This window comes from Meridianimaribacter flavus, assembly GCF_004366715.1.
Classification (GTDB): Bacteria; Bacteroidota; Bacteroidia; order Flavobacteriales; family Flavobacteriaceae; genus Gaetbulibacter_B; species Gaetbulibacter_B jejuensis.
This window is the reverse complement of the sequence record NZ_SOQZ01000003.1, coordinates 334322-358030: the sequence shown is the minus strand read 5'-3', so window position 1 is coordinate 358030 and position 23709 is coordinate 334322. Positions and strand designations below refer to the sequence as shown.

At 32.7% G+C, this 23709-nt stretch carries 22 protein-coding genes; 10 read left to right on the top strand and 12 right to left on the bottom strand.

The features are described from left to right. Window positions 1–2 precede the first annotated feature (2 nt). The 4 genes from priA to A8975_RS08685 form a co-directional block, all read right to left on the bottom strand. Complete coding sequence (priA, locus tag A8975_RS08700) at window positions 3–2456, bottom strand: primosomal protein N' (protein WP_134199857.1); 2454 nt, start codon at window positions 2454–2456, stop codon at window positions 3–5. Window positions 2457–2600: 144 nt separating this feature from the next. Further along, a complete protein-coding gene (locus A8975_RS08695; protein WP_134199855.1) occupies window positions 2601–3500 on the bottom strand; it encodes a tetratricopeptide repeat protein in 900 nt (299 codons plus the stop codon). Then, window positions 3487–3918: a hypothetical protein gene (locus tag A8975_RS08690; RefSeq protein WP_131508503.1), complete on the bottom strand. Its 432-nt coding sequence runs from the start codon at window positions 3916–3918 to the stop codon at window positions 3487–3489. Before A8975_RS08690 ends, A8975_RS08695 begins: the two co-directional genes overlap by 14 nt. Before the next feature lie 12 nt (window positions 3919–3930). After that, the gene (locus A8975_RS08685) at window positions 3931–5070 is read right to left on the bottom strand and encodes a T9SS type A sorting domain-containing protein (RefSeq protein ID WP_134199852.1); all 1140 of its coding nucleotides are present in this window, start codon (window positions 5068–5070) and stop codon (window positions 3931–3933) included. A 163-nt stretch (window positions 5071–5233) separates the two neighbouring features. Between A8975_RS08685 and A8975_RS08680 the strand changes: the two genes are divergently transcribed. Then, window positions 5234–7012, top strand: a complete 1779-nt coding sequence (locus A8975_RS08680) for a histidine kinase (protein WP_134199850.1) — start codon at window positions 5234–5236, stop codon at window positions 7010–7012. 3 nt (window positions 7013–7015) lie between these two features. After that, entirely contained in the window at window positions 7016–7750 is a 735-nt protein-coding gene (locus tag A8975_RS08675; protein ID WP_134199848.1) for a LytR/AlgR family response regulator transcription factor, read from the top strand. Here A8975_RS08675 and A8975_RS08670 read toward each other — a convergent pair. Both A8975_RS08670 and nadC read right to left on the bottom strand, forming a co-directional pair. After that, on the bottom strand, window positions 7747–8700 hold the full coding sequence (locus A8975_RS08670) for a YihY/virulence factor BrkB family protein (RefSeq protein WP_134199845.1): 954 nt from the start codon (window positions 8698–8700) through the stop codon (window positions 7747–7749). The two genes, A8975_RS08675 and A8975_RS08670, sit on opposite strands and share 4 nt — an antisense overlap. A 24-nt stretch (window positions 8701–8724) precedes the next feature. Continuing rightward, window positions 8725–9585 carry a carboxylating nicotinate-nucleotide diphosphorylase gene (nadC, locus tag A8975_RS08665; RefSeq protein ID WP_134199843.1) on the bottom strand — a complete coding sequence of 287 codons (861 nt, stop codon included), beginning with the start codon at window positions 9583–9585 and terminating at the stop codon, window positions 8725–8727. A 55-nt stretch (window positions 9586–9640) separates the two neighbouring features. Between nadC and A8975_RS08660 the strand changes: the two genes are divergently transcribed. From A8975_RS08660 to rlmH, 3 genes are read left to right on the top strand one after another with little or no spacing between them, the layout of a single operon-like run. Next, entirely contained in the window at window positions 9641–10438 is a 798-nt protein-coding gene (locus tag A8975_RS08660; RefSeq protein WP_134199840.1) for a hypothetical protein, read from the top strand. Window positions 10439–10453: 15 nt separating this feature from the next. Next, on the top strand, window positions 10454–11272 hold the full coding sequence (locus A8975_RS08655) for a hypothetical protein (RefSeq protein WP_134199838.1): 819 nt from the start codon (window positions 10454–10456) through the stop codon (window positions 11270–11272). Then, complete coding sequence (rlmH, locus tag A8975_RS08650) at window positions 11272–11745, top strand: 23S rRNA (pseudouridine(1915)-N(3))-methyltransferase RlmH (RefSeq protein WP_134199836.1); 474 nt, start codon at window positions 11272–11274, stop codon at window positions 11743–11745. The genes A8975_RS08655 and rlmH overlap by 1 nt, the downstream gene beginning before the upstream one ends. Before the next feature lie 257 nt (window positions 11746–12002). On the opposite strand, the gene A8975_RS08645 is transcribed toward rlmH, so the two are convergent. Beyond that, on the bottom strand, window positions 12003–14066 hold the full coding sequence (locus A8975_RS08645; RefSeq protein ID WP_134199833.1) for a M3 family metallopeptidase: 2064 nt from the start codon (window positions 14064–14066) through the stop codon (window positions 12003–12005). Between the two features lie 131 nt (window positions 14067–14197). Between A8975_RS08645 and A8975_RS08640 the strand changes: the two genes are divergently transcribed. After that, window positions 14198–14773, top strand: coding sequence for a non-canonical purine NTP diphosphatase (locus A8975_RS08640; RefSeq protein ID WP_129761338.1), 576 nt, complete (start codon window positions 14198–14200; stop codon window positions 14771–14773). 101 nt (window positions 14774–14874) lie between these two features. Beyond that, entirely contained in the window at window positions 14875–15360 is a 486-nt protein-coding gene (locus A8975_RS08635) for a hypothetical protein (protein WP_134199831.1), read from the top strand. 78 nt (window positions 15361–15438) lie between these two features. On the opposite strand, the gene A8975_RS08630 is transcribed toward A8975_RS08635, so the two are convergent. Then, on the bottom strand, window positions 15439–15933 hold the full coding sequence (locus tag A8975_RS08630; RefSeq protein WP_243832963.1) for a hypothetical protein: 495 nt from the start codon (window positions 15931–15933) through the stop codon (window positions 15439–15441). A gap of 268 nt (window positions 15934–16201) precedes the next feature. Between A8975_RS08630 and A8975_RS08625 the strand changes: the two genes are divergently transcribed. Both A8975_RS08625 and A8975_RS08620 read left to right on the top strand, forming a co-directional pair. Beyond that, on the top strand, window positions 16202–18007 hold the full coding sequence (locus A8975_RS08625) for a DEAD/DEAH box helicase (protein WP_129761336.1): 1806 nt from the start codon (window positions 16202–16204) through the stop codon (window positions 18005–18007). Window positions 18008–18103: 96 nt separating this feature from the next. Beyond that, complete coding sequence (locus A8975_RS08620) at window positions 18104–18883, top strand: carboxypeptidase-like regulatory domain-containing protein (RefSeq protein WP_134199829.1); 780 nt, start codon at window positions 18104–18106, stop codon at window positions 18881–18883. A gap of 9 nt (window positions 18884–18892) precedes the next feature. Here the strand turns inward: A8975_RS08620 and A8975_RS08615 are convergent, their stop codons facing one another. The 3 genes from A8975_RS08615 to A8975_RS08605 are packed head-to-tail and all read right to left on the bottom strand — an operon-like array spanning window position 18893 to window position 20503. After that, window positions 18893–19267, bottom strand: a complete 375-nt coding sequence (locus A8975_RS08615) for a VOC family protein (protein ID WP_131508482.1) — start codon at window positions 19265–19267, stop codon at window positions 18893–18895. Between the two features lie 7 nt (window positions 19268–19274). After that, complete coding sequence (locus A8975_RS08610; RefSeq protein ID WP_131508481.1) at window positions 19275–19808, bottom strand: SRPBCC family protein; 534 nt, start codon at window positions 19806–19808, stop codon at window positions 19275–19277. A gap of 38 nt (window positions 19809–19846) precedes the next feature. After that, a complete protein-coding gene (locus A8975_RS08605; RefSeq protein ID WP_131508479.1) occupies window positions 19847–20503 on the bottom strand; it encodes a TrmH family RNA methyltransferase in 657 nt (218 codons plus the stop codon). Window positions 20504–20540: 37 nt separating this feature from the next. On the opposite strand from A8975_RS08605, the gene A8975_RS08600 reads away from it, so the two are divergent. Then, window positions 20541–21218, top strand: a complete 678-nt coding sequence (locus A8975_RS08600; protein WP_131508478.1) for an SIR2 family NAD-dependent protein deacylase — start codon at window positions 20541–20543, stop codon at window positions 21216–21218. On the opposite strand, the gene A8975_RS08595 is transcribed toward A8975_RS08600, so the two are convergent. Next, on the bottom strand, window positions 21207–23693 hold the full coding sequence (locus A8975_RS08595; RefSeq protein WP_134199827.1) for a T9SS type B sorting domain-containing protein: 2487 nt from the start codon (window positions 23691–23693) through the stop codon (window positions 21207–21209). The genes A8975_RS08600 and A8975_RS08595 overlap by 12 nt on opposite strands. Window positions 23694–23709 lie beyond the last annotated feature (16 nt).

The window sequence follows — 23709 nt, the reverse complement described above, 5'->3', positions numbered from 1 at the left end:
CTTTAATAATTATCGACATTTAAAACTACTCTTACAGGTCTAAAATCTTTAACACTTTGGAAGCTATTATTAATTTTAATAATAGCTTCTTTAGTTTTTGATAGTGACTGTTTTGGAGGTATTTTCACCAAAATATTTTTATGATATAAATTCCTAATCCTAGACACAGGAGGAAACTCAGGTCCTAACACATTATCTCTAAAAACTTGTCGTAATGATTTTGTATACCAGTCTGCTGCAAAATTGACTTTATTAAAATCTCTATGCTTCAGTGTAATTTTAATAAGCCTATACAGTGGTGGATATTTATAATTATGTCTATCATTCATTTGCTCATTAAACATCTCCACGTAATTGTTAGTAGAGACTTGCTGTAAAATACGATGATAAGGATTATAAGTTTGAATGAGTACTTTTCCTCGCTTATCGGTTCTTCCTGCTCTACCTGCAACTTGTAGCATTAATTGAAAACTGCGCTCATGCGCTCTAAAATCAGGAAAATTGAGCATATTATCAGCATTCATGATTCCTACAAGCTTTACATTTCTAAAATCCAATCCTTTGGTAAGCATTTGTGTTCCTACCAAAATATCTATTTCCTGTTGCTCTAAAGCTGTAATTATTTTTTCATAACCATATTTTCCTCTGGTTGTATCCAAATCCATACGAGCTACTTTATGATTAGGAAACAACGCTTTCACCTCCTCTTCTACTTGCTCAGTGCCAAATCCTTTACTATCAATTTCTACACTTCCACAAGCTTGACATTGCTGTTGCATTGCCATGTGATAGCCACAGTAATGACAACGTAATTCATTTTTATATTGGTGAAAGGTTAAACTCACATCACAATTTGGACATTGTGGTGAATGCCCACAGGTATTACACTCAACAATTGGAGAAAACCCTCTTCGGTTTTGAAACAATATAATTTGATGACCTTCTTCAAGCGTTTCGGTCATTTCTTCAATCATTCTATCACTAAAATGACCATTCATACGCTTTCTTTTGTGCTTATCTTTAATATCGACTAGCTCAACATCTGGCATCATCACATTATTGTAACGCTGATTCAACTCTACAAAACCATACTTATTTTGCATTACATTGTAATAGCTCTCCAGACTTGGTGTTGCTGAACCCAGAAGTGTTTTTGCTTTAAACATGTTTGCCAAAACAATAGCTGTATCTCTTGCATGATACCTTGGCGCAGGATCAAATTGTTTATAGGATTGCTCGTGTTCTTCATCTACGATAATTAATCCTAGATTATGAAACGGTAGCAATACCGAAGACCGAGCTCCTAAAATTACTTGTGCTTTTGGTGAATTGTCTAACATATTATTCCACACCTCAACACGCTCGTTAACCGAATACTTGGAGTGAAATACCGATACTTGTTCGCCAAAATAGTTTTGCAGCCTATCAACCAACTGAGTTGTTAAAGCAATTTCTGGCAACAAATACAATACTTGTTTGTTTTGTTTTAAAACCTCTTCAATGAGCTTGACATAAATTTCAGTTTTACCTGAAGAAGTTACACCATGCAACAGTGTTATATTTTGGCTTTGAAAAGACTCTTCTATTTGCTCTAACGCTTTTTCCTGATGTTCGTTTAATTGTTTTGAACTTTCATTTTCTTCACCTTCATATTGCACTCTATCGGTTTGAATAAAATACTCTTCGAGAATACCTTTATCTATTAAAGCTTTTACAATAGTTGAAGACGCGCCACTTTGATTGGTTAAATCTGAAACTTTAACTGGCTTTTTGGTTTGTGCAGAAATTGAAAACAATGCTAACACAACTTCTTTTTGTTTGTGCGCTCTTCCTAATTCTTCTAGCAAGTTTTGAAGTGCTTTTTCTGAAGAAAAACTAGAATGCAATTTTACATAACGAACTAGTTTAGGCTTGTACTTTTCATAAATTTCTTCTTCAACAGTAATTGCATTCTTTTCGAGTAAACGCTTTATAACAGGAAGTACATTTTTTTTATCTAAAATAGACATCAAATCCTGAATCTTTAATGATGACTGATGGTGTAACGCCTCATAAACCAAAAACTCATCGTCTTTTAAGTCTTCATCATTAACAATCCTATCTTTATTTTTTGTGATTATAGTTTCACTTTCCAACAAAAATGCACTTGGTAATGCTGCACGCATAACTTCACCTACCGAACACATGTAATATCTAGAAATCCAATGCCAATGTTGTAATTGAGTTTGCGTAACCACAGGTGTTTCATCGAGTATTTGATGAATGTCCTTCGCCTCATAAACCACTGGAGCAGTATTGTGAATACTATGCACTATAGCTGTGTAAATTTTAGATTTACCAAAAGGCACAGACACACGCATACCAGATTTTAAAAAATTGGCTTCGGCTTCAGTAATACTATAAGTAAATAGTTTTTCTAAAGGAATTGGAAGTATGACGTCTATAAAATTTGGCATAAGCCAAAGGTAAACTGTTTACACAAAAAAACCATCTCAAATTGAAATGGTTTTTTTACTCTACTAAAGTATTGACATTTACTTACTAGTCCCTTAACTAATTTCACACACAAACTTTATTATCTTATTTAAAAAAAAAGCGACTTAATTCCCCTTCTTATTATCGATTTTAAATAACTTTTTTAGCGAAGAGGTGTCTTTCTTTTTCTCTATTACTTGATCTGAAGTTACTTTGGTTTTTACAGTTCTTGTTGCACTTCTTCTTCCTCTTGCAGAATTTTTATTATCATTAGTACTCTCATTAGTTTTTATAACATTAGGAACACTAGCCGAAGTGCCTCCAGACTTTTTATGTGCCAAGGCTCTTAAAACTGCAATTTTAGTATCAAAATCTCCTGAATATAATTGATCATAAATAGCAATTGCGTCTGTAAATTTGTTTTGTTCTTCATATACCCAAGCCAATAGTAACAACTCATTTCTTGTAGATTTTACATTCGCTTTATATGGATTTACATCTAAACTTCTATTAATATCTGCTGCGGCTTCTTGTAAATTACCTAATTTAAATTGTAATTGCGCACGCATGAAATAAGATATAGAGTTTGGAGTTAAAGCAACTTGTTGATTGTAGGCTTCTAAATCAGTTTCTTTAGCATGTTCTCTAGCGATCAACATTTTACTAACACGCAAGCTTTCTAAAAACTCAAAATAAGTATTGCAACTATAAATTAATTCGTACTCTAAAGCTAAAACTAATTCCTTTCTTGCTAACTGACCTTTGTAAAATTTCTGATTAGGGTCTTCTTCAACTATTTGTGCATCAATTTGAGCTGCATACTTAGTTAATGTTTCTCTAAAACATGTTTTATATGTATTTTCGGTAAGTCTTCGTTTTAAATTTTCTTGCTCAATGCAATGACACATATCGTCTTTAAAAGCTACTTTGTAAGATTGTGCATAAATACCATTAACGCTTAATAAGAAAAAGCATACCATCAAACTAAATTGTTGAATTGTAAAGTATAATCTACTCCTTTTCATCTTCCTCTTCTTTTGTGCCAACAAAGTAAGTCTTGATGGTAATTCCACAATACTTCAATGCTTTTTTTGCCTTGTTTAAATTAAGTGTCGCTTTGGCTTGTCGCATAAATGGTGCATCACTGATATCATCTATTAAATCAGGTACAATTTGTAAAAGGCTATCCACGTCTTGTTCTGCGTGTTCAACAAGTTCATCTTCAATCTCAGCAGGAATTTCAACTCCTGCATTAACCAAACTGTCATAAACAAAAACTTTATGATACAGCTCAAATGTATTGTTTACAAACGCATCAACACTCTCTACCTTAGAAGCTCTTTTTGGTGGTTTGATTCGTTTTTGAGACCAACTAAGCATTGGCAATAAAAAAACAAACACAAGGCATAGGGCTATTCTATTTTTAAAACTTACTTTTTTCATAAGAAACTGTTTTTACTGTTTTATAATGCGTTTGGTGTAAACTCCTGATTGGTTTGATAGCTTTAAAATGTAGACACCAGAATTAAAACTTGATACGTCTAGATTATTCCTGTAGTTTAATAATTGCTCAACTTTGATAAGCTTTCCATTAATATCAAATAATTGTAATGCAAAGTCTTGTTGAGTTGTATTTTCAATCGTTAATTCATCTGTAGCAGGAATTGGATATATATTTATTTCTTCAAAAGCCACTTCTTCATCACTCAACGTAAGACAATCTGGATACGTTCTTCTATCTCTTGTTGAATTCACCCAAGACCCAAACAAGTAGGATTGAGTTATCATTTCTATTGGGTTTCCTTCTGCATCATTTGTTATTAACTCTCTACTGTTCGTTTCATAACTAGATGAAGCGGTATTCCAGTCTGATTTTAGAGTTTCTATCAAAAAGTGATTAACGTCATAAGTAAATACTTCTAAAACATCATTTACCCATTGTTCGCCTTCCCAATCTTCAAGTATAGATTGAGTTGCTAATTGATTTGTGTCATAAACATAAGTTTGTCGGCTTCGATGTACCCAATCGTCTTCAACAATATCCCAATCGTAATATAGAATGTTATCAATCCGCTCAAAATTATTATACTGAATAACATTTCTACCTGTATTAACATAAGTATCTGTTGCACTCACATAATCTTGATAAATTACTTCGTAAGCCATCGCTTGGGTATCATATTCTTCAATAATTACCTCCACTAAAACCCATGCTTCATTTTGCCATTCGTAGTTTTGTGTTGTGGTTAAATTTTCAGAATTATATATATATGTAGTACGCAATTCATTTTCCCACGAATTGCTTTCAACATTCCAAAGCTCATTTATATTTTCTAATGGTTCATTGTTTCCATTATAGGTTATTGTTAATCTTGAACTATCAACAAACACACCTGAACCAAAATCTAGAACCTGAGACTCTACTAATATTGGCATACAATTTTCGTTAAAAGTGTACTCTATATTTGAAAAATGTAACCAACTACCACCATTCCAAATGTCAATATCCCAAGTTTCTGGAATATTGAAAATTTGCTCTTGCGCATTAGAATAGATACTTAAAAAAAGTAGCGTAAAAAATAACTTTAACTTCATGAAATTGCCTTTAAAAATAAATTAACACCTAAAGCAAATACTTATTTCGGCAAAAACCCATAACCAACTTATTATCGTTAGCTTTGAGTATATTAACGTAAAAACAGTCGGTTTTTCTGACAAGAAATTGCTACTTTTAACCAGCTATTAGTTAACTATTAAAATGAAAAATAGTTTATTCTTATTCTTTTTAATGCTTTCATCATTTTGTGTTTCTCAAAACAAAATGCTTGATTCGTTAGAAACTGTTATCAACAACTACAAACAAGAAGATACTACTTACGTAAATTTAAGATTGAAATTTGCCGCAAGAAAAATGTATTTAACACCATCAGACACTAGTTGGTTAGGGTACAATTTAAAAACTTTAAAAATCTCAAAACAAAAAAACTATACAAAAGGAATAGCTGTATCTTACAACAACATAGGTATTATTCAGCATTATTTTTTATCAAACCCAGTAAACGCTTTAAACTACTATCAAAATGCTTACGCATTAATTGAAAACAACCCTAAACTTGAAAAATATGCCGTAGGAGTACTAACTAATATTGGCCTCATTAATTACGAACAACAAGAATACGACAAGGCATTGAAGAGTTTTAAAACGCTACTCCATTTCCCTGAAAACAAAGCCAATACATTTTTTAACATTGGCAATATTTATGGCCAAACAAAAGAGCTCGATTCGTCCATTTACAATTATAAAAAAGCTATCATAGAAGCCAAAAAAAGCAACTCTAGCAGCCTATTGATAGCTAATACCAAAAGCAATTTAGGTTTAGTACAAACTAATGCTGGATACTTAGAAGAAGGTTTAAAAAACACTATAGAAAGCTTAAACATAATTGAGCAACATAATCTAGAGATTTTAAAAGTAGCTGCTTATACTAATGCTGCAGAAGTATACCTTAAAAACAATGCTATAGAAAAAGCCGAACATTATGCCACAAACAGCTTAAAGCTAAATGAAGCCTTAAATAGCTTAGCTACAAAAAATAGTGCTTTAGGCACTCTTGCAAATGTTTATGAAATAAAAGGCGATTACAAAAACGCACTAACAACATACAAACAACATATTATTTTAAGAGACAGTCTTATTAATGCCGATAGAAAACTTGAAATTTCACGAAAGGAAATTCAATTTGAAGCTGACAAAGACCGAGCAATTGCGCAAGTTGAAATTGAACGTCAAAAGTCAATAAAAAATGCATCAATAATTGGTGGTAGTGCATTTGTTGCAATTTCTCTTATCGGTTTTATGCTTTATAAACGTAAGCAAGAAGCAGTTTCAAAATCTAAAGAAGCTGAGTTTAATGCTAAGGTTTCAGACACTGAATTGAAGGCGTTACGCTCGCAGATGAATCCGCATTTTATTTTCAATTCCCTAAACTCTATTGGAGATTATATTTTAAAAAACGACACACAGTCTGCTAGTGATTACCTGAGTAAATTTGCTAAACTAATGCGTATGACCTTAGAAAACTCAGAAAAAAAAGAGATTTTATTAAGTGAAGATATTTCTCTTTTAAAAACTTATATGGATATTGAGCGTAAGCGGTTTCAAAATAAATTTAATTACACAATACAAGTTGACGAAAGCATAGAAACTGACGAAATTTTAGTTCCTCCTATGATTCTTCAGCCATTTATTGAAAACAGTATTATACACGGTTTATCACAAATTGAAGAACCTGGAAATATAACCATCAGCTTTAAAAAAGAAAACAATATGCTTATTTGCAGTGTTGATGACAATGGTGTTGGTAGACAAACTATTGAACGTAATATACCAACAAAAAAATCGTTAGGAATGACTATTACCAAAAGTAGAATTGAAATCATCAATAAACTAAAGAACACTAATGGAGATGTAAAAATTATAGACAAAGAAAAAGGCACAAGAATAGAAGTGTCTTTACCAATACATCTTGCCTACTAAAAGATGATAAAAACAATAATAATAGACGACGAAGCACATTGCGTTGAAAGGGTTTTGAGCCTTATTAATAGACACCCAAATACTTTTAATGTACTTACAACATGCAATACTGTTGAAGAAGCATTAGAAGTTGTTACTAAAATGGAACCAGACTTGGTGTTTTTAGACATTAAAATTCATGATAAAACTGGCTTTGATTTTCTTAGAGGTATGAGTAAGATTAATTTCAAGGTAATTTTTACAACTGCTTTTGACAATTATGCTATTAAAGCATTTAAGTTTAGTGCATTTGATTATTTATTAAAACCTATAGATGCTGATGATTTTAACGATGCTGTGAATAGACTAAAAACTAGTTTACAAGAAAGTAATATTGAACATCAAATTCAAAATTTATTTAAAAACCTAAAACAAGATCAAAAAAAAGTTATAACAATTCCAACGCTATCAGGCTTTGAAACTCTAAAAGTAGAAGACATTATACATCTAGAAGCAGACACGAGCTACACACATATTTTTACTAGCGAAGGCAAAACTATGGTTTCTAAACCAATTAAGTTTTACGAAGATTTACTGGAAGACAATTCATTTTTTAAAACCCATAAATCTCACTTAATTAACCTAGAACATGTAAAAAAATACTACAAAGGCAAACAAAGTTATGTTGTAATGTCTAACAATTCAAAAGTGCCCATTTCTGTAAGACGAAAAGAAGAATTTTTAAAACACTTTAGTTAATCATTTTTAATGTTATACTTTCTCAATACATGTAGAGATGCATTAAGTTCATAACCTAATAATAAAATATTGGAGTTTAACCATAAATACAATAACAGTATTAACAAAGCTCCAATAGAACCATAGAGCTCATTGTATTGCGAAAAGTTATTTATGTAAATACCAAAAAGGTAAGACGTTGATATTATTAATAAAGTGGTTAATAATGCGCCTATCGAGAAGAAACGAGATTTTCTACCTTCTTTAGTTCCAAAATAGTACAAAGTAGCTGTTGCTAAATACACCATTAAAACAAAAAACATGTATTTTGCAAACACAATCCATCCCAAACCTGAGTCACTCTCTAAGACATCTTTACCTGTAATGCCTTGGTATATGGGCTGTATGACATAAATTTGAAAGTATCCAAACACCGCAACAGTTAGCAGCACTAAAAATGCTAAAATTAAAGCAATCCCTAGTGCGTAGAGGTATTGCTGAAACGCATTTCTTGTGAGTTGTTCATGATAAGAATTTTCAAAACCAGAAAACACAGCATTTACGCCATTTGCCATTAGTAACATAGACAGTAAAAAAACCGATGATAATAAACCTGCTCCTCCACTTCCGCTAATGTTTTCAAAAATATTTGAGAAGAAAAAATCTGATGTTTGAGGAGGTAAAAACGAATTTAGAAACTGCTCAAACTTAATTTGAAAATCGTCAATAGGAATGTATGGAATTACAATAATGACAAACAGTAAAAACGGGAAAATAGCGGTAAAAAAACTAAAAGCAATTGCACTTGCTCTTGTTGTTAGAGCGCCTTTTACAATTCCCATAAAGTAAAGCTCCATTAAATCATAAACAGATAAGCCCTCAAGACCTGGCAATTTTATCTGTTTAAAAAACCTAACAAGCAGGTTGATTACTGGCAACTTTTCAAGTTTATCTTCAATGGGTTTGGTCACGTATTGCTATTTAAGATTATTATCTTACTCTACTACTTTTAAACTTAAATCCATGTTATAAACTGAGTGCGTCAATGCGCCTGATGAAATATAATTAACACCACAAAGTGCATATTGCCTAACAGTTTTCTCGTTGATACCACCAGAAGATTCTGTTAAACATTTATCTCCTATTAGCTTTACAGCTTTTTTAGTGTCTTCAAAATTAAAGTTGTCAATCAAAATTCGGTAAACACCATCACTTTGCAAGATTTCTTTAATTTCATCAAGATTTCTAGCTTCAACAATTATTTTTAAATCTCTTCCTGTGTCTTGTAAATATTGCTTGGTTTTTTCTATAGCTTTAGTAATTCCTCCTGCAAAATCAATATGGTTATCCTTAAGCATAATCATGTCATAAAGAGCAAACCTATGGTTTTCGCCTCCACCAATTTTTACAGCCCATTTTTCAAGAGCTCTAATTCCTGGTGTAGTTTTTCGAGTATCTAAAATTTTGGTTCCTGTACCTTCAAGTAAGTCTACAAACTGTTTTGTTTTGGTTGCAATAGCACTCATACGTTGCATAGAATTAAGCACAAGTCGCTCAGCCTTTAAAATAGATTGCGAAGACCCTTCAACATAAAACACAATGTCTCCCTTTTTTACATTACGTCCATCGTTGATAAATGTTTGCACTTTTAAGTTTTTATCTACATGCTTAAATATAAGTTTCGCAAACTCTACACCAGCTATTATCCCATTATCTTTAACCAATAGTTTAGCTTTTCCTTTAGCTGTAAGTGGAATACATGCTAGTGAGCTATGGTCACCATCACCAACATCTTCTCTTATGGCATTGGTAATAATTATTTCTATTTCTTTATGGAATTGAGCTTCGCTTATCATTTTTTTGTTATTTTGGACTATACGAAAATATAGTATTTTTAACAGAAATATTCGAATGTCTTTAAAAAAAATAGTTATAATTTTTGTCGCGTTTTTTAGTCTGCCTTCTTCATTTTCTCAAACCAATATTTATTTAGATGAAAATTTAGGGTTAATTGATAAAGCAACCTACAACAAAAAATGCGATTCATTCTTATTTAATTGCCAAACCATTAAGAATGATTCCATGACAGGATATTTAGTTTTTGAAAATTATAAATTTGGAAAACTTAATACCAAAGATTACCAACAAGTTTTAGGAGTATTAAAACGTGATTCTGAAATTTTAGAATTAGATGACAAAACACTAATTATCACTTACAGAGATAACCTTCTGAATCATTTACACTATAGACAAATGCACCCAAACCATCAAATTACAAAAGACAATTATCACATAAAGGCAAAAGAATATATTTCTGATCAAAAAAAATGTATAGAAAAAGCTACGTCAAACAACAGAGTTCGACTCTATTTTTACAGAAGCTTTGCTGGTTATTTTTACGACACTGAAACTTTTAATTGGAAGCAAATATCTCAGCTACTTAACAAGCTTTTCTTCTACAACAATCAAGACAGTATGCTTATATTAAAACCAAATGGTCATTATTTTTATTTTACTGAAATCAATCAGAAATTTATTTTAGAACTTCTTGACACTAATGATTGGACTCCCTATATTGAAGCACTTGAAAATGCTAAAACTAAAAACACCAAAACACCTAAAGGGTTTTTAAAAAATTTAAGAATAAACTCATTGAACAGTTCTAAAAAAAACAACAAATATAAATGCTATTTTTATGGTAATATTTAATCAATAAATCTCAAAATGAAGTTCAATTTATTTATTTGTCTATTCTTTACACTTAACATTAGCTTATGTTTCTCGCAAGAGAGTAAATTCTATGATGAAAATTCTAAAGAAATTGAATCCTTAGAGTTTTACAAAAAATGCAATAGACTAGCCTATAAATGTCTAAGACAATCAACAGATACTCTAGATATATATAAAGTTACTCTTAAATATGACTTTGGTAAAATAGAACCTGAAGAGTATGAACAAGTTTATAAACTATTAACAAAAGGCACTACAAAAAGTAACCAAATTATCATTGTAAAATACATTGACAATCTTTATAGTTATGAAGCCCAAAAAAAATTGTATGACAGTCACGTAAGACTGCCCGACTCTGTGCAAGATTTATTGAAAAATCGTTATCGAACAAGCCAATTCAAGCTAACTGAAACATCTCATAATAAGACTATAAAAAAAAGAATAAAAAAGTCTAAAAAATGTAAAAAGAAATTTGAAAAGAAACACCCAGTAAGCATCAATTACATGTATAATCTTGACCAAAATCTTGCTGAAAAGTATAAGGATATAGATTTAATACAAAACAAAGGCATCTTAAAACTTAAATTCTTCACTAACGTCTCACAGTTTAACTTACTAATATTAAAACCAAATGGAGAATATCTTTTAAGTGGTGGTCATCTTAGTGATAAAAGTATAAAGGAGTTAATTACTAATGATGATTGGAGTATTTACAAAAACGATTTGCAAACAACCATAGATAAGTATATTATTAATGGGTTTGGAATATTTGAAAAACATAACGTTTATTACCACAAAGACCACTGTTTCTAATGACCATAAAACTCTTAGCCATAGGCAAAACAGATAGCAAAGCGCTTCAATCATTAATTGACGAGTACACAAAGCGTCTTGGGTTCTATATTAAGTTTGAGCTTGAAATTATACCAGATATCAAAAACTCAAAAAACCTAAGCGAAACACAGCAAAAGCAAAAAGAAGGCGAACTTATTTTAAACAAACTTAACCCAACAGATGTATTAATTTTACTTGACGAAAAAGGAAAACAACTAAATTCTGTTGCTTTTGCCAATTACTTACAAAAACACATGAACTCAGGCATTAAGCAGCTTGTATTTGTAATTGGTGGACCTTATGGGTTTTCAGAAGAAGTTTACAGCAAAGCAGCAGGCAAACTGTCTTTATCTAAAATGACTTTTTCGCATCAAATGGTGCGATTATTTATGGTTGAACAACTCTACAGAGGCTTTACTATTTTAAGAAACGAACCTTACCATCATAGATAAAAAAAGATGCCAAATGGCATCTTTTTTTTATCTGTTCTTGCTTTATTTACAAGTTGTTTTTCTTTTATGCTTAGTTAATAATAGAGAGTTTACTATTGTAAAACCTGATATAAGGAACAAAAACATATATTTCCAATTATCATGATCTTTAAACAAAAATGAATTAACAAGTATTAAAGCTGCCCAAACAATTGCGTTTATAAGTATTATTTTTCTCATACTTATAGGACGTCAAAAACAACAAAATGTTACAAAGACTACTCTAAGCCCAAGCTTTTAATGTATGCTTTATTGTTTGATGGTCTACCTAAAAACTCTTCTACAACCTCATTAACAGGTCTTTGACTTCCGTTGCTAAGTATTAATTTTCTGTATTTAACTCCTGTTTCTTGATCTCTCAATCCGTTTTCCTCAAAAACTGTAAACATATCTTGTGCATACACTTCAGACCACAAGTAACCATAATAGTAAGTTGGGTGTGTATTAATATGAATCCAGCTTGCTTGAGGGTGTGTTCCTTCAACATACCAATCCATTACATTCATTTCAGCATCAATATCTTTCCATAACTGGTCTGTATCTAATGGTTGATTTGGATCATATTTATCGTATAAATTCATATCATAAATACAACGTCTTAATGATCCTTGTGCTGAAAGACCTGAAGATACATTTTTTGCGTTTACCATATTATCAAACAACTCTTTAGGAAAAACCTCTCCAGTTTTATAATGTTTTGCAAACGAACTTAAGATGTCGTAATCCCAAGTCCAGTTTTCAAAAATTTGAGACATAGCTTCAACAAAATCAGATTTTGTACCTTCTTGTAAGCTATACTCACCTTCGTAAGACATAGAATCCATTATATGTCCAAACTCGTGAAACAAAGTATTTAATTCATTATGACTTAACAATGAAGGCATTGTTTCGGTTGGTTTTGTAAAGTTTCCTAATAACATCGCTACAGGAACTTCATAACCTTCAGCTGTTTGTTTTCCTGATGAAAGAGGTACACAGTAAAACCAGGACTCTTTATTTGGTCTTGGATATAAATCTAAATAAAAGCGTCCTTTCAATTTATCGCCTTCATACACTTCATAAGCTTCAACGTCTTCATGCCATACTGTAGCAGTTTCATCTTTTTTAAACTCAAGACCTAATAGCTCTTGATAAATATCAAACAATCCACCTAAACACGCATCCATTGGTAAATATTCGCGTATTTTTTCGTTGTCTACTTTATAGTTGTTTTTTAATATTTCGTTTTTATAAAAACTTAAATCCCAAGAATTAATAGGCAAGCTCTCATCAATTCCAAAAGCTTTAGCTCGTTGTGCTTTTAAAACCTCTATATCGTTAATTGCTTTCTCTTTAGATTCTGCTACTAAACCGTTTACAAATTCCCAAACAGTTTCAGGGTTTTTAGCCATTTTATTTACTAAGTTATATTCGGCAAATGAGTTATAACCCATAAGCTGTCCTAATTCATAACGCTTTTTAACCAACTGCTCTAACACATCAAGGTTTTTATCTGCTCCTCTATTTGCATAAAGTTTATCAAACTCTTTTCTAATAGATTCTTCAACTGCATTATCCATAACAGGACCTCTAGTTGAAGACATTACTGGAATTTCGTAACCTGCTTCGGTTTTATAAGTTGCTTTAAAACTTTCAGGTAAACCTTTAGCTCCTTTTTCATCTAGCTTTAATACCAAATCTGCAGTATTCATGTTTGTAGAATACTGAGATGTCAAATCAGTAATTTCAGATCGTAAAGCTTTATATCTTTCAAGTTTTGCTTCGTCAAGATTAACACCAGATTGCTCAAAATTTTCAATCACACCATCAACAAATCGCTTTTTACGATTTTCTAATTGAGTGTAAGCATCAGAATCCTTAAACTTTTTGAACTGTGCAAATAACGCTTTATCTGCTCCTAACACAGTCATTAATGAGTCTATCTTTTGTGAAGATGCTAAACCTTTTGCTCTTGTTATTGAATCGGTTGAAGTCCAGTACATCAAAAACGCATTACTATACGCTTTGGACAATTCATTACTAACACCATCATAAGCTTCAAATGTATTAGCTAATGTAGGAGTGCTTCCTTTTTTAATCTCTTCAATAACTTGTACAGAGTTGTCAATAGTAACATCTACATACTCTTCAATAGCAGCTCCTGTTACATTTGCAAAATCAAACGGTTGATTTAATTCTACATTAAATGGATTATCGGCTGAAAGTTCTTTTTGTGGTTTTTCTTCTTTATCGGAACAACTCATAAGTAATATTAGTGAAAATGAGTAAACTAGTTTTTTCATAAAAAATGTGTTATTGTTTCAACAAAGATAACATTCAAAAACTATTATTTACTGTTAAAAATTCATACAGGTATTCTGTTTTTGTTTCAACGTATATAATTGTACTTTTGGTTGAAATTAAACACTAAGAAATGCAACTTGTATTTGCCACCAACAACCTTAATAAACTCAACGAAGTACAAAAGCTTATTCCTGACACCATACAATTATTAAGTTTAAAAGATATAGGTTGTTTTGAAGACATTCCTGAAACTCAAGATACCATTGAAGGCAATGCGATACAAAAAGCCGAATACGTTAAGCAACATTATGGCTACGATTGTTTTGCTGACGATACTGGTTTAGAAGTTGAAGCTCTACAAGGTGCTCCTGGAGTATTTTCGGCTCGTTATGCAGGACCACAACGTGATGCAAACGACAACATGGATAAGTTACTACTGAACTTAAAAGACAAGCCTAACAGAAACGCTCATTTTAAAACCGTTATTGCATTAGTATTGAATGGGACTCTAAACACCTTTACTGGTATTTGTGAAGGTTGCATTACCGAAACTAAATATGGCGATTCTGGTTTTGGCTACGACCCAATTTTTAAAGCTAGTGGTTATGACAAAACTTTTGCTGAAATAACTCTGGAAGAAAAAAACAGTATTGGACATAGAGGTAAAGCTGTTTCCCAATTGATTTCTTTCTTAAACAAACACTAAAACACTCTCTAGTACTAGTTTTTAAAAATCATAAAATTTAGACTTCTTTAGAAAAGAATAGAAAAAATGCGTATACTAGTCCAAGCCAAAAAAATAAGATTATGAACTATTTTAAAATTATCGCTTCAATATTATGTATCTCAATGATTACTTTGAGTTCTTGTAAAGACAAAGCTAAACCTACCACTTCTCAAGACACTGAAGCAACCACAAAAACATCAGAAGCACCTGAAAAAAAGAAAATTACTGCTGCTAATTTTTTCCACTACATCTGTAGTAGTGGTTGTATTAATGGAGCTGCTGTTGCTGGAAATTGCAGTAACTGCGGAAGCGTGTTAGAGCATAATCAAGCTTATCACAATAACACGAATAATTCAACAACACATAACACTCCTAACACCAATACTCCTGCTACAACTTTACCTATAACCACACCTACAACAACACAAAAAACCGAACCAAGCCAAAATGCAAATGGTGTATGGCATTACACTTGCAATAATGGTTGTGCTGGAGGTGCTGGTGCTGCCGGAAGCTGTAGCAACTGTGGTAATGCTTTAGCTCACAATACTGCTTATCACCAATAAAACACAACCGTTTTAAACGTCTATATACTAAAAAATCCAGCCAACGCTGGATTTTTTTATACTTATAATTCGGTTTGATTATTTAATTACTGAATTTTTTGCTTTCTCTACAGCTTCAGCATATTTTGCATCTGCAGTTTTATCAACCATTCCAATAAACATTAAAGAGGTTTCATCATCAATTCCTATACAGTACATTTCAACATTAAGATCAGAGCCTTCTGCTTCAGTAGTTCCTTTCATGTATAAAACCTTTACACCATTAATTTCAGTTTCACCTTTATCTTTAATATCCATTTTGTCACCTACATCATTTTTCATTTTTTCTTTTGAAGTCTCATAATCTTCAGGTGTTAGCATAGCCATGATAACAGCTTTTGGGTCTTCAGAGACATAGGCATTTGTGCTTACCTTACTAAATAATTCGGTATTCACATCCATTTCAATAGTTTGACTCATTAACTCCATCATTCGAGCCATCTTCTCTTGGTCTGCATCAGACATCGTTGTTTCTTGAGCTTGAACATTAAATGCCATAAATAACATGGCAAATACAATACATAATTTCTTCATAGTTATAGTTTAAAGAACCGAATATAACAAAACCAATAGTCATAAAAGACGTTAATGATTTATTTTTTAAACTTAATGTTCAACAACACATTAACTTAGGTTATATTGTTTATTGGAATATTAGTGTATCTTTGCCGCTTGAAACGCAAAAAGATGCGTTGTAAATTCCTCAAGGTGAGGATGTGTTACCAAGAAGTTTCAGGTTAAGTATGTCGATTCGCTTCTGTTGTAACACTACATAACATAATCGAATACTTACAAAAAACGAATGAGCACATTCCAAGATTTAGGTCTTAATGACGACCTATTACAAGCTATTACTGATATGGGTTTTAAAAACCCTAGCGATGTACAAGCACAAGCAATCCCTATTTTATTACAAGAAGAACGTGATTTAGTAGCACTAGCACAAACAGGAACAGGTAAAACCGCAGCATTTGGTTTTCCTATGTTACAAAAAATTGATATTGAAAGTAGAACCACTCAAGGGTTAATACTTTCTCCTACTCGCGAACTTTGTTTACAAATTGCAAACGAATTAAACCTATATGGTAAATACTGTAAAGGATTAAATGTTGTTGCCATTTATGGAGGAGCAAGCATTACTGACCAAGCTAAATCGGTAAAAAAAGGAGCACAAATTATTGTAGCAACTCCTGGTCGTATGAAAGACATGATTAGCAGAAATATGGTTGATATTTCTAAAATTGAATATTCAGTTTTAGATGAAGCTGATGAGATGTTAAATATGGGATTCTATGAAGATATCACTGACATTTTATCGCACACACCAAAAGATAAAAGCACTTGGTTGTTTTCGGCTACAATGCCAAAAGAAGTAGCTACTATTGCTAAAAAGTTTATGCATAGTCCTATAGAAATTACCGTAGGAAGCAAAAACGTTGGTAGTGACCAAGTATCTCACGAATACTATTTAGTGAATTCAAGAGATAGATACGCTGCCTTAAAAAGACTAGCTGATGCTAATCCTGACATTTTCTCTGTAGTATTTTGTAGAACAAAGCGCGACACTCAAAAAGTTGCTGAAAAACTTATTGAAGATGGTTATAATGCTGGAGCACTTCATGGTGATTTAAGCCAAAACCAACGTGATTTGGTTATGAAATCGTTTAGAAACAACCAAATACAAATGCTTGTCGCTACTGATGTAGCTGCTCGTGGTATTGACGTTGACGACATTACACACGTTATCAACTACCAATTACCTGACGAAATTGAAACCTACACACACAGAAGTGGTCGTACAGGTCGTGCAGGAAAAACTGGAGTATCAATGGTAATTGTTTCTAAGAGTGAATTAAGAAAAATAAAAAGTATTGAACGCATCATTAAAAAGAACTTTGAGCAAAAAGAAATTCCTAGCGGAATGGAAATTTGCGAAGTACAATTAATGTCGCTAGCCAATAAAGTTCACAATACTGAAATCAATCATGAAATTGATGAATACCTTGAAAACATCAATCAATTGTTTGAAGACACTACCAAAGACGAACTGATTAAAAAATTCTTTTCAGTAGAGTTTACACGTTTCTTTAATTACTATCAAAAAGCCAGCGACCTTAATGTTTCTGCTCAACATAGTAGCGAACGCGATAGCAGTAACGATGGCAACTCCACACGTTACTTTATAAACGTAGGTAAAAAGGATGGCTATGACTGGATGAGTTTAAAAGATTTCTTAAAAGAAATTTTAGAACTTGGTAGAGACGATGTCTTTAAAGTAGATGTAAAAGACAGTTTTTCATTTTTTAATACTGAAAAAGCATTACAAGAGAAAGTATTATCGTTTTTTACCGACTTTAAATACAACGGACGTTTTGTAAACGTTGAAGTATCTGAAGACAAAGGACGAGGTACTAGCAGACGCAAAAGACGTCGTGATGGTGGTGGAAAAAACAGACGTAGCGACAAACCAAGATCAGAAAGACGCTCAGGTTTTAATAACGATTCTGGAAACAGAAGTAGCAGAAGAAAATCTGAAGGAAAGTCGAGACGTTCAGAGAGTTCAGGAAGCGGCAAAATGTCATCACGTCCAAGACGATCAAGACGTTAATGGTTTTAAACCTTCTTGTTAATTTTTAGTCAAAATTTTTAAGTATAATCTTATAAATGTTTTTTGTTTAGTACTTTTATATCATAAATGATTGCTATGAGGTATTATTATATCACTATTTTACTCTTTTTATTTACAACTCTAGGATTTTCGCAAGACCATACTACAGTTAAAGGAACTGTTGTAAGTTCTAGTACTGGTGGTATTTTAGAAAGTGTAAATATTGTTAACCTCAACCAAGTTGTGGGTACCTCAACCGATGACAAAGGTCGTTTTGAAATTAAGGCCGAAGCCAATGACACACTGCACCTTTCATACTTAGGTTACAAGTCTATTAAAGTACTTGTTACTAACGACTGGATAAAATTTGGAGACACTCAAATTGAGTTAACCGAATTGGCATTAGCGCTTGAAGAGGTTGTAGTTAACCAATTACAACTTACAGGCTATCTAGAAGTTGACATAAAACAAATGCCTATAAAAACCAATTATAGATATAGCATTTCAGGTTTACCAAATAAAGGTTATGAAGCAGGAAATAATTCACCTAACGCTGTAAACAAAGTGTTAGGTGCTATTTTTAATCCTGCTGATTTTTTATATAATATCTTTGGAAAAAAGCCTAAAGAACTTAGAAAGTTAAGGCAAATGAAAGAAGATGACGAAATTAGAAATAACTTAGCTAGTCGTTTTGATAGAGAAATGCTAACCGTATTGCTACAGGTTGACAAACACGACCTTGACGAAATTGTTAGTCATTGTAATTATTCCAAAGATTTTATTGAAACTGCAAACGACCTTCAAATCTTGGATGCTATTAGCGAATGCTATGAAGAATACAAGGTCTTAAATAGAAACAGACCTAGCAGGTTTTAATTCCTCTTTTTATTTTCTTGAATGTAGCGCAACTCTGTTGCCTTCAGTATCAATAAACGCTGCCATAAAACCATGTTCAGGAGAAATTTGGGTTTTTGGTTGATATAGTTTTCCACCAGCAGCTTCAATTCTGTTAAGTTCGTTTTGTACATCCTCACAAATAAAATAAACCAACGTTCCCTCTTGACTTGGAATGTAAGTGTCTTGTTTTATTAAAGTACCTGCTGCTCCTTCTTTTCCTTCTTCATAAGGAAACCAACCCATCAACATGCCTCCAAAATCAACAATTTGAATATCAACCTTGAAAACAGCTTCATAAAACGCTTTAGCTCTATCCATATCATTTACTGGAATTTCGAACCAACCTACCATATTATGTTTCATACCAAAATTATTTACCTTCTAATATGTGTTTTAGACTTGTTAAGCCTTCATCAAAATCCTTTCCTACTGCCTTTTCAAAATTGAAAAACAGCATAAACACATTAAACGGAATTGGGTTTTTCCCTTGAAATCCCCAAACCACTTTGGTTTCATTAGTATTAAGTTCTTCAACTGTGTAATAGCCTACAGATTGTGATTTCCATGGTTTAAAAAATCGTAACTGAACCTCTATTTTGTCATTTTCCTTTTGAATACTGATAAGCTCCTGCTCACCTGTTCCAACATCTTTATTACCTTCCCATTTAGAAATAAAACCAACCTCACCATCAGTTCCTATAAATTCTTGTTTCATGTTTGGGTCCTTCTTTTTCCAAGGCGACCAATCGTTTTGATTTTTTATAAAGGTCAAATACTTAAAAACTTCGTCTTTTGGCGCATTTATAACAATGCTTCGGTTAACATCATAAGCTTTTGGTGCAATTAATGCTAAAATAATTATCAAGGCAATTATACCTAGAATAACGTAAAGTGCTATTATCATCTTTTTTAGTTTAGTTAGTTCTTTTAAAGTTACAAAAATTATTGCTTTGAGTAATACCTTTCTACAATCTTATCGTAGCTTTTTATGGTTTTCTTAATCCAATCCATACGTTTTTCGAGCCTTTCAGTTTCTGTCAATTGCCAATTAATTCCTGTCTGTTTTAACTTTGTAGTAACATGCTGAAGGATAATTGCTGCTGACACTGAAATGTTCAAGCTTTCAGTAAAACCACTCATTGGAATTTTTAAGTAGCAGTCTGCATTGTCTAGAACTTCTTGCGATAACCCTTCGGTTTCCCTTCCGAAGAAAAAGCATGATTTTTTAGTAACATCAAACTCATGCAGTAGGCAATCGTTAGTATGTGGTGTGGTCGCCACAATTTGATAGCCTTTGGATTTCAAATCTTTAATACAATCTTTCACTGTATGAAATCGGTTTAAATCTACCCATTTTTGGGCTCCCATTGCAATTTCTCTATCTATTCGTTTGGAGTTAATTTCCTCAACAATGTTTACCTCTTGTATCCCAAACACATCGCAACTTCGTATAACTGCACTTGTGTTGTGAAGTTGATACACATCTTCAGTTGCAACCGTAAAATGTTTTGTTCGTTGGGACAGTACTTTATTAAAACGCGTTCTTCGGTTTTCGGTTAAGTAGGACTCTAAATAGTCTAAAAGTTTAATATCAATCATAAGTTCAAATATAATTTTAAAATAGTAATTTGCAGCTATGAAGCATATAGTTGTACTTACAGGAGCAGGCATGAGTGCCGAAAGTGGTATTAAAACTTTTAGAGATGCCGACGGTTTATGGGAAGGACACGATGTAATGGAAGTTGCGTCACCACAAGGCTTTGAGGCAAATCCGGAACTGGTTTTAGAGTTCTACAACCAAAGACGCAGACAATTGTTTGAAGTAAAACCCAATGCTGCTCATAAAGCTTTGGCAGATTTAGAATCTGAATACAAAGTGACTATTATAACACAAAATGTGGACGATTTACATGAACGTGCAGGAAGTTCAACCATAGTTCATTTACATGGTGAACTGTTAAAAGCACGTAGCACTTTTGATGAAAATGATGTTGTTGAGTGGAAAACAGACCTTGTTCTTGGAGATTTGTGCAACAAAGGGCACCAAATGCGACCTCACATTGTGTGGTTTGGCGAAGCAGTTCCTATGATTGAAAAAGCAATTGCTATTTGTGAAACTGCTGATATTTTATTAATTATTGGCACTTCAATGCAAGTATATCCTGCTGCAAGCTTAATGCATTACGTAACACCTAATACACCTACATACTATATTGATCCAAAACCAAATTTAGATTCATCAAAAAACGTTACTGTCATTGCAGAACCAGCTACAACAGGTATTAAAAAATGGATTGAATTATTATCGAAGTAAGCTAAAATGCCCCTTCAAGGTTCTAACCTCACCATTAAGTTTTATCATTTCTGCGATAAACCAATAATCGGTTTTTGGTAATTGTTTGCCTTTAAAAGTTCCATCCCAACCTATTCCACTAGGTTTTATGCTTGTAATATGTTTTCCGTAACGGTCAAAAATATGTACTAAAGAACGTGAGCTGTAACTTTCACTAAACCCTTTTATATTCCAGGTTTGGTTATATAAATCGTCGTTAGGACTAAAAAACTTAGGAAACCCTAAAACATAAATTTCTAAAGCGGCTACTCCACAGCCATTTTTATCTCTAACAAATAAAATATGTTCTCCTGGAGCAACTTGGTCGAAATAAGGTTCATCTTGATAATATACACTAGTGTTTAACCCATATTCATAATCTCCAACACCTAATCCTGAAGGATCGATAGTAATTGTATTGTTACTTGTAAAATCAGTAATTGTAATATCATCCATATCTAAATCAGCCACTGAAGATTCTAAAACCAAAAATGTAACAGGAGGTGAGCTACAGTTAAATCCTGAACTAGCTGTTGCAGAATACACTCCTCCTGAAGTCACCTCAACTGAAGTTAAGTTGCTTATTACTGTTCCACTTTGGTCAGTCCATTCATATTGATAATTCCCATTTGGATTCACAATTTCTAATACTACTGGATCTCCATTAGAACAATACACTGTTTCTCCTTCAATTTCAAACTCAGGAATAGGATGTACAATCAATCTTAAATGTGGTCCAATACCAAAACAATCTCCATTATCATCACTTTCAACCCTAACGTAAATAGTTTCTAAAAATGCTGTTTGATTTGTATAATTAGTTTGTGGAAGTATTTCATTTTGCTCTAGTTGAGCGTCGTTTAAACTACTGTAGTAATGCACACTTAAATTTTGTCCTGAAGGAAATTGATCTAGAAAAACTTGAGACGCTTCAGATAAATTAAACGAGTTAAACCCATCAGCTACATCATCATCACATTGCTCTATTGTATGCAAAAACCCATCTTGAAAAGATGTTGTAGATACTTCTAAATTGGCAGTTGCGACTTCATAACAACCATTATCACCTTCAATACGAACGTAGACTGTTGCAGATTGTGCATTATTAAACGGAAAAGCAGCTTGTTGATTGATGTTAAACTCAGCATCGTTTTGCGACAAGTGATACGTAATATCAAATCCTGAGCTATTATTGTTGGTCACTAAGTCATCAAGTTCGTTTAAGTTAAAATCTGTAAACCCATCAGCAACACCATCTTCATCACAATTTTTTAATGTTACTGGACTTTGTACAGTAGGCAAACTATAAATAGTTGCTACAACAGGCACTTTATTCCCTTCTAAACATCCATCTACAGAAGCCATTGCTAAATAAGTTGTTGTTTCATTTAAAACTGGAGTCACAAAAGTATCTCCAACTGATAGCTGAACTCCTGTATCAGCATCAAACCAAATTACTGTCCCTGATGATGCTGTAGCTTCTAACATAACTGTTCCTGAGCCACAATTAGAGTTATCAGTAACACTTACAATTTCAGGAATAGTAATCATTGTACTTGCTGAAATATCAAGTATTGGATCTCCAGGCATTCCTCCATATTCTACGATATAACCTTTGGGCTCATAATCGTCAATACTTCCTCCGTTTGGTAAATCATTCCACGAACCAGTAATACCCACATCAGGAGCTGTAATATGTGCATAATCTTCATTTCCTTGATTATTTGGTTCGTTCGTATTCCAAAAAGCAAAATTTGGTGTTGAACCATTTATTCCTCCATTCCAAAATACGGTTCCTTCTTCTGGTCCTGTTGCCCATTTCCAAACACCTTCGGTTTCAAAATCTGTTCCTCCTATCCATCCTGCTCCAGCAGCCTGTTCACCAGTTAATTGAGCTTCTTCTGTAGATGTGATTGTAGCCAAATATCCTTGCAAACCAAAATAGGTGCTATTTTCAGCAGCTTGTCTTGCATCAGTCCAAGTAATTCCTAAATCGGCTACATATTGGTAATAGTGACCTGTAGAGGGTAAATAATTGGCATCACCAATGGTGAACGAAAAGTACTTTTCACCTGACACAGTATCAGATGTACTTTCATAAACCACATCTAATACGGCCGCAATAAGATCAGTATAACTTACATTTACTCCTCCTACTCCACTTAATGTCAATTTACCTTGATTAGCATCCCAATTGGTTACAATGTTTGGATGTGCCCCTGTTAAAGACAATAAATCGTTTCCCATGTCATAGCCTGTAGATATCTGTATGTAAACAGCTTCTATTTCGGTATCATCAGGATCGATAATGTCAAAATTTGTAACCACATTTATTTGGCTCAACGGACAATACATTTGGTTACCATCAGCTACAATTGTTGGTGGAACATTGGCTTGACCATATGTTAAAATAGCTTGAACACAAAAAATGATTAGAACTGAAATTTTTTTAGACATTAGTTAGCAATGGAAA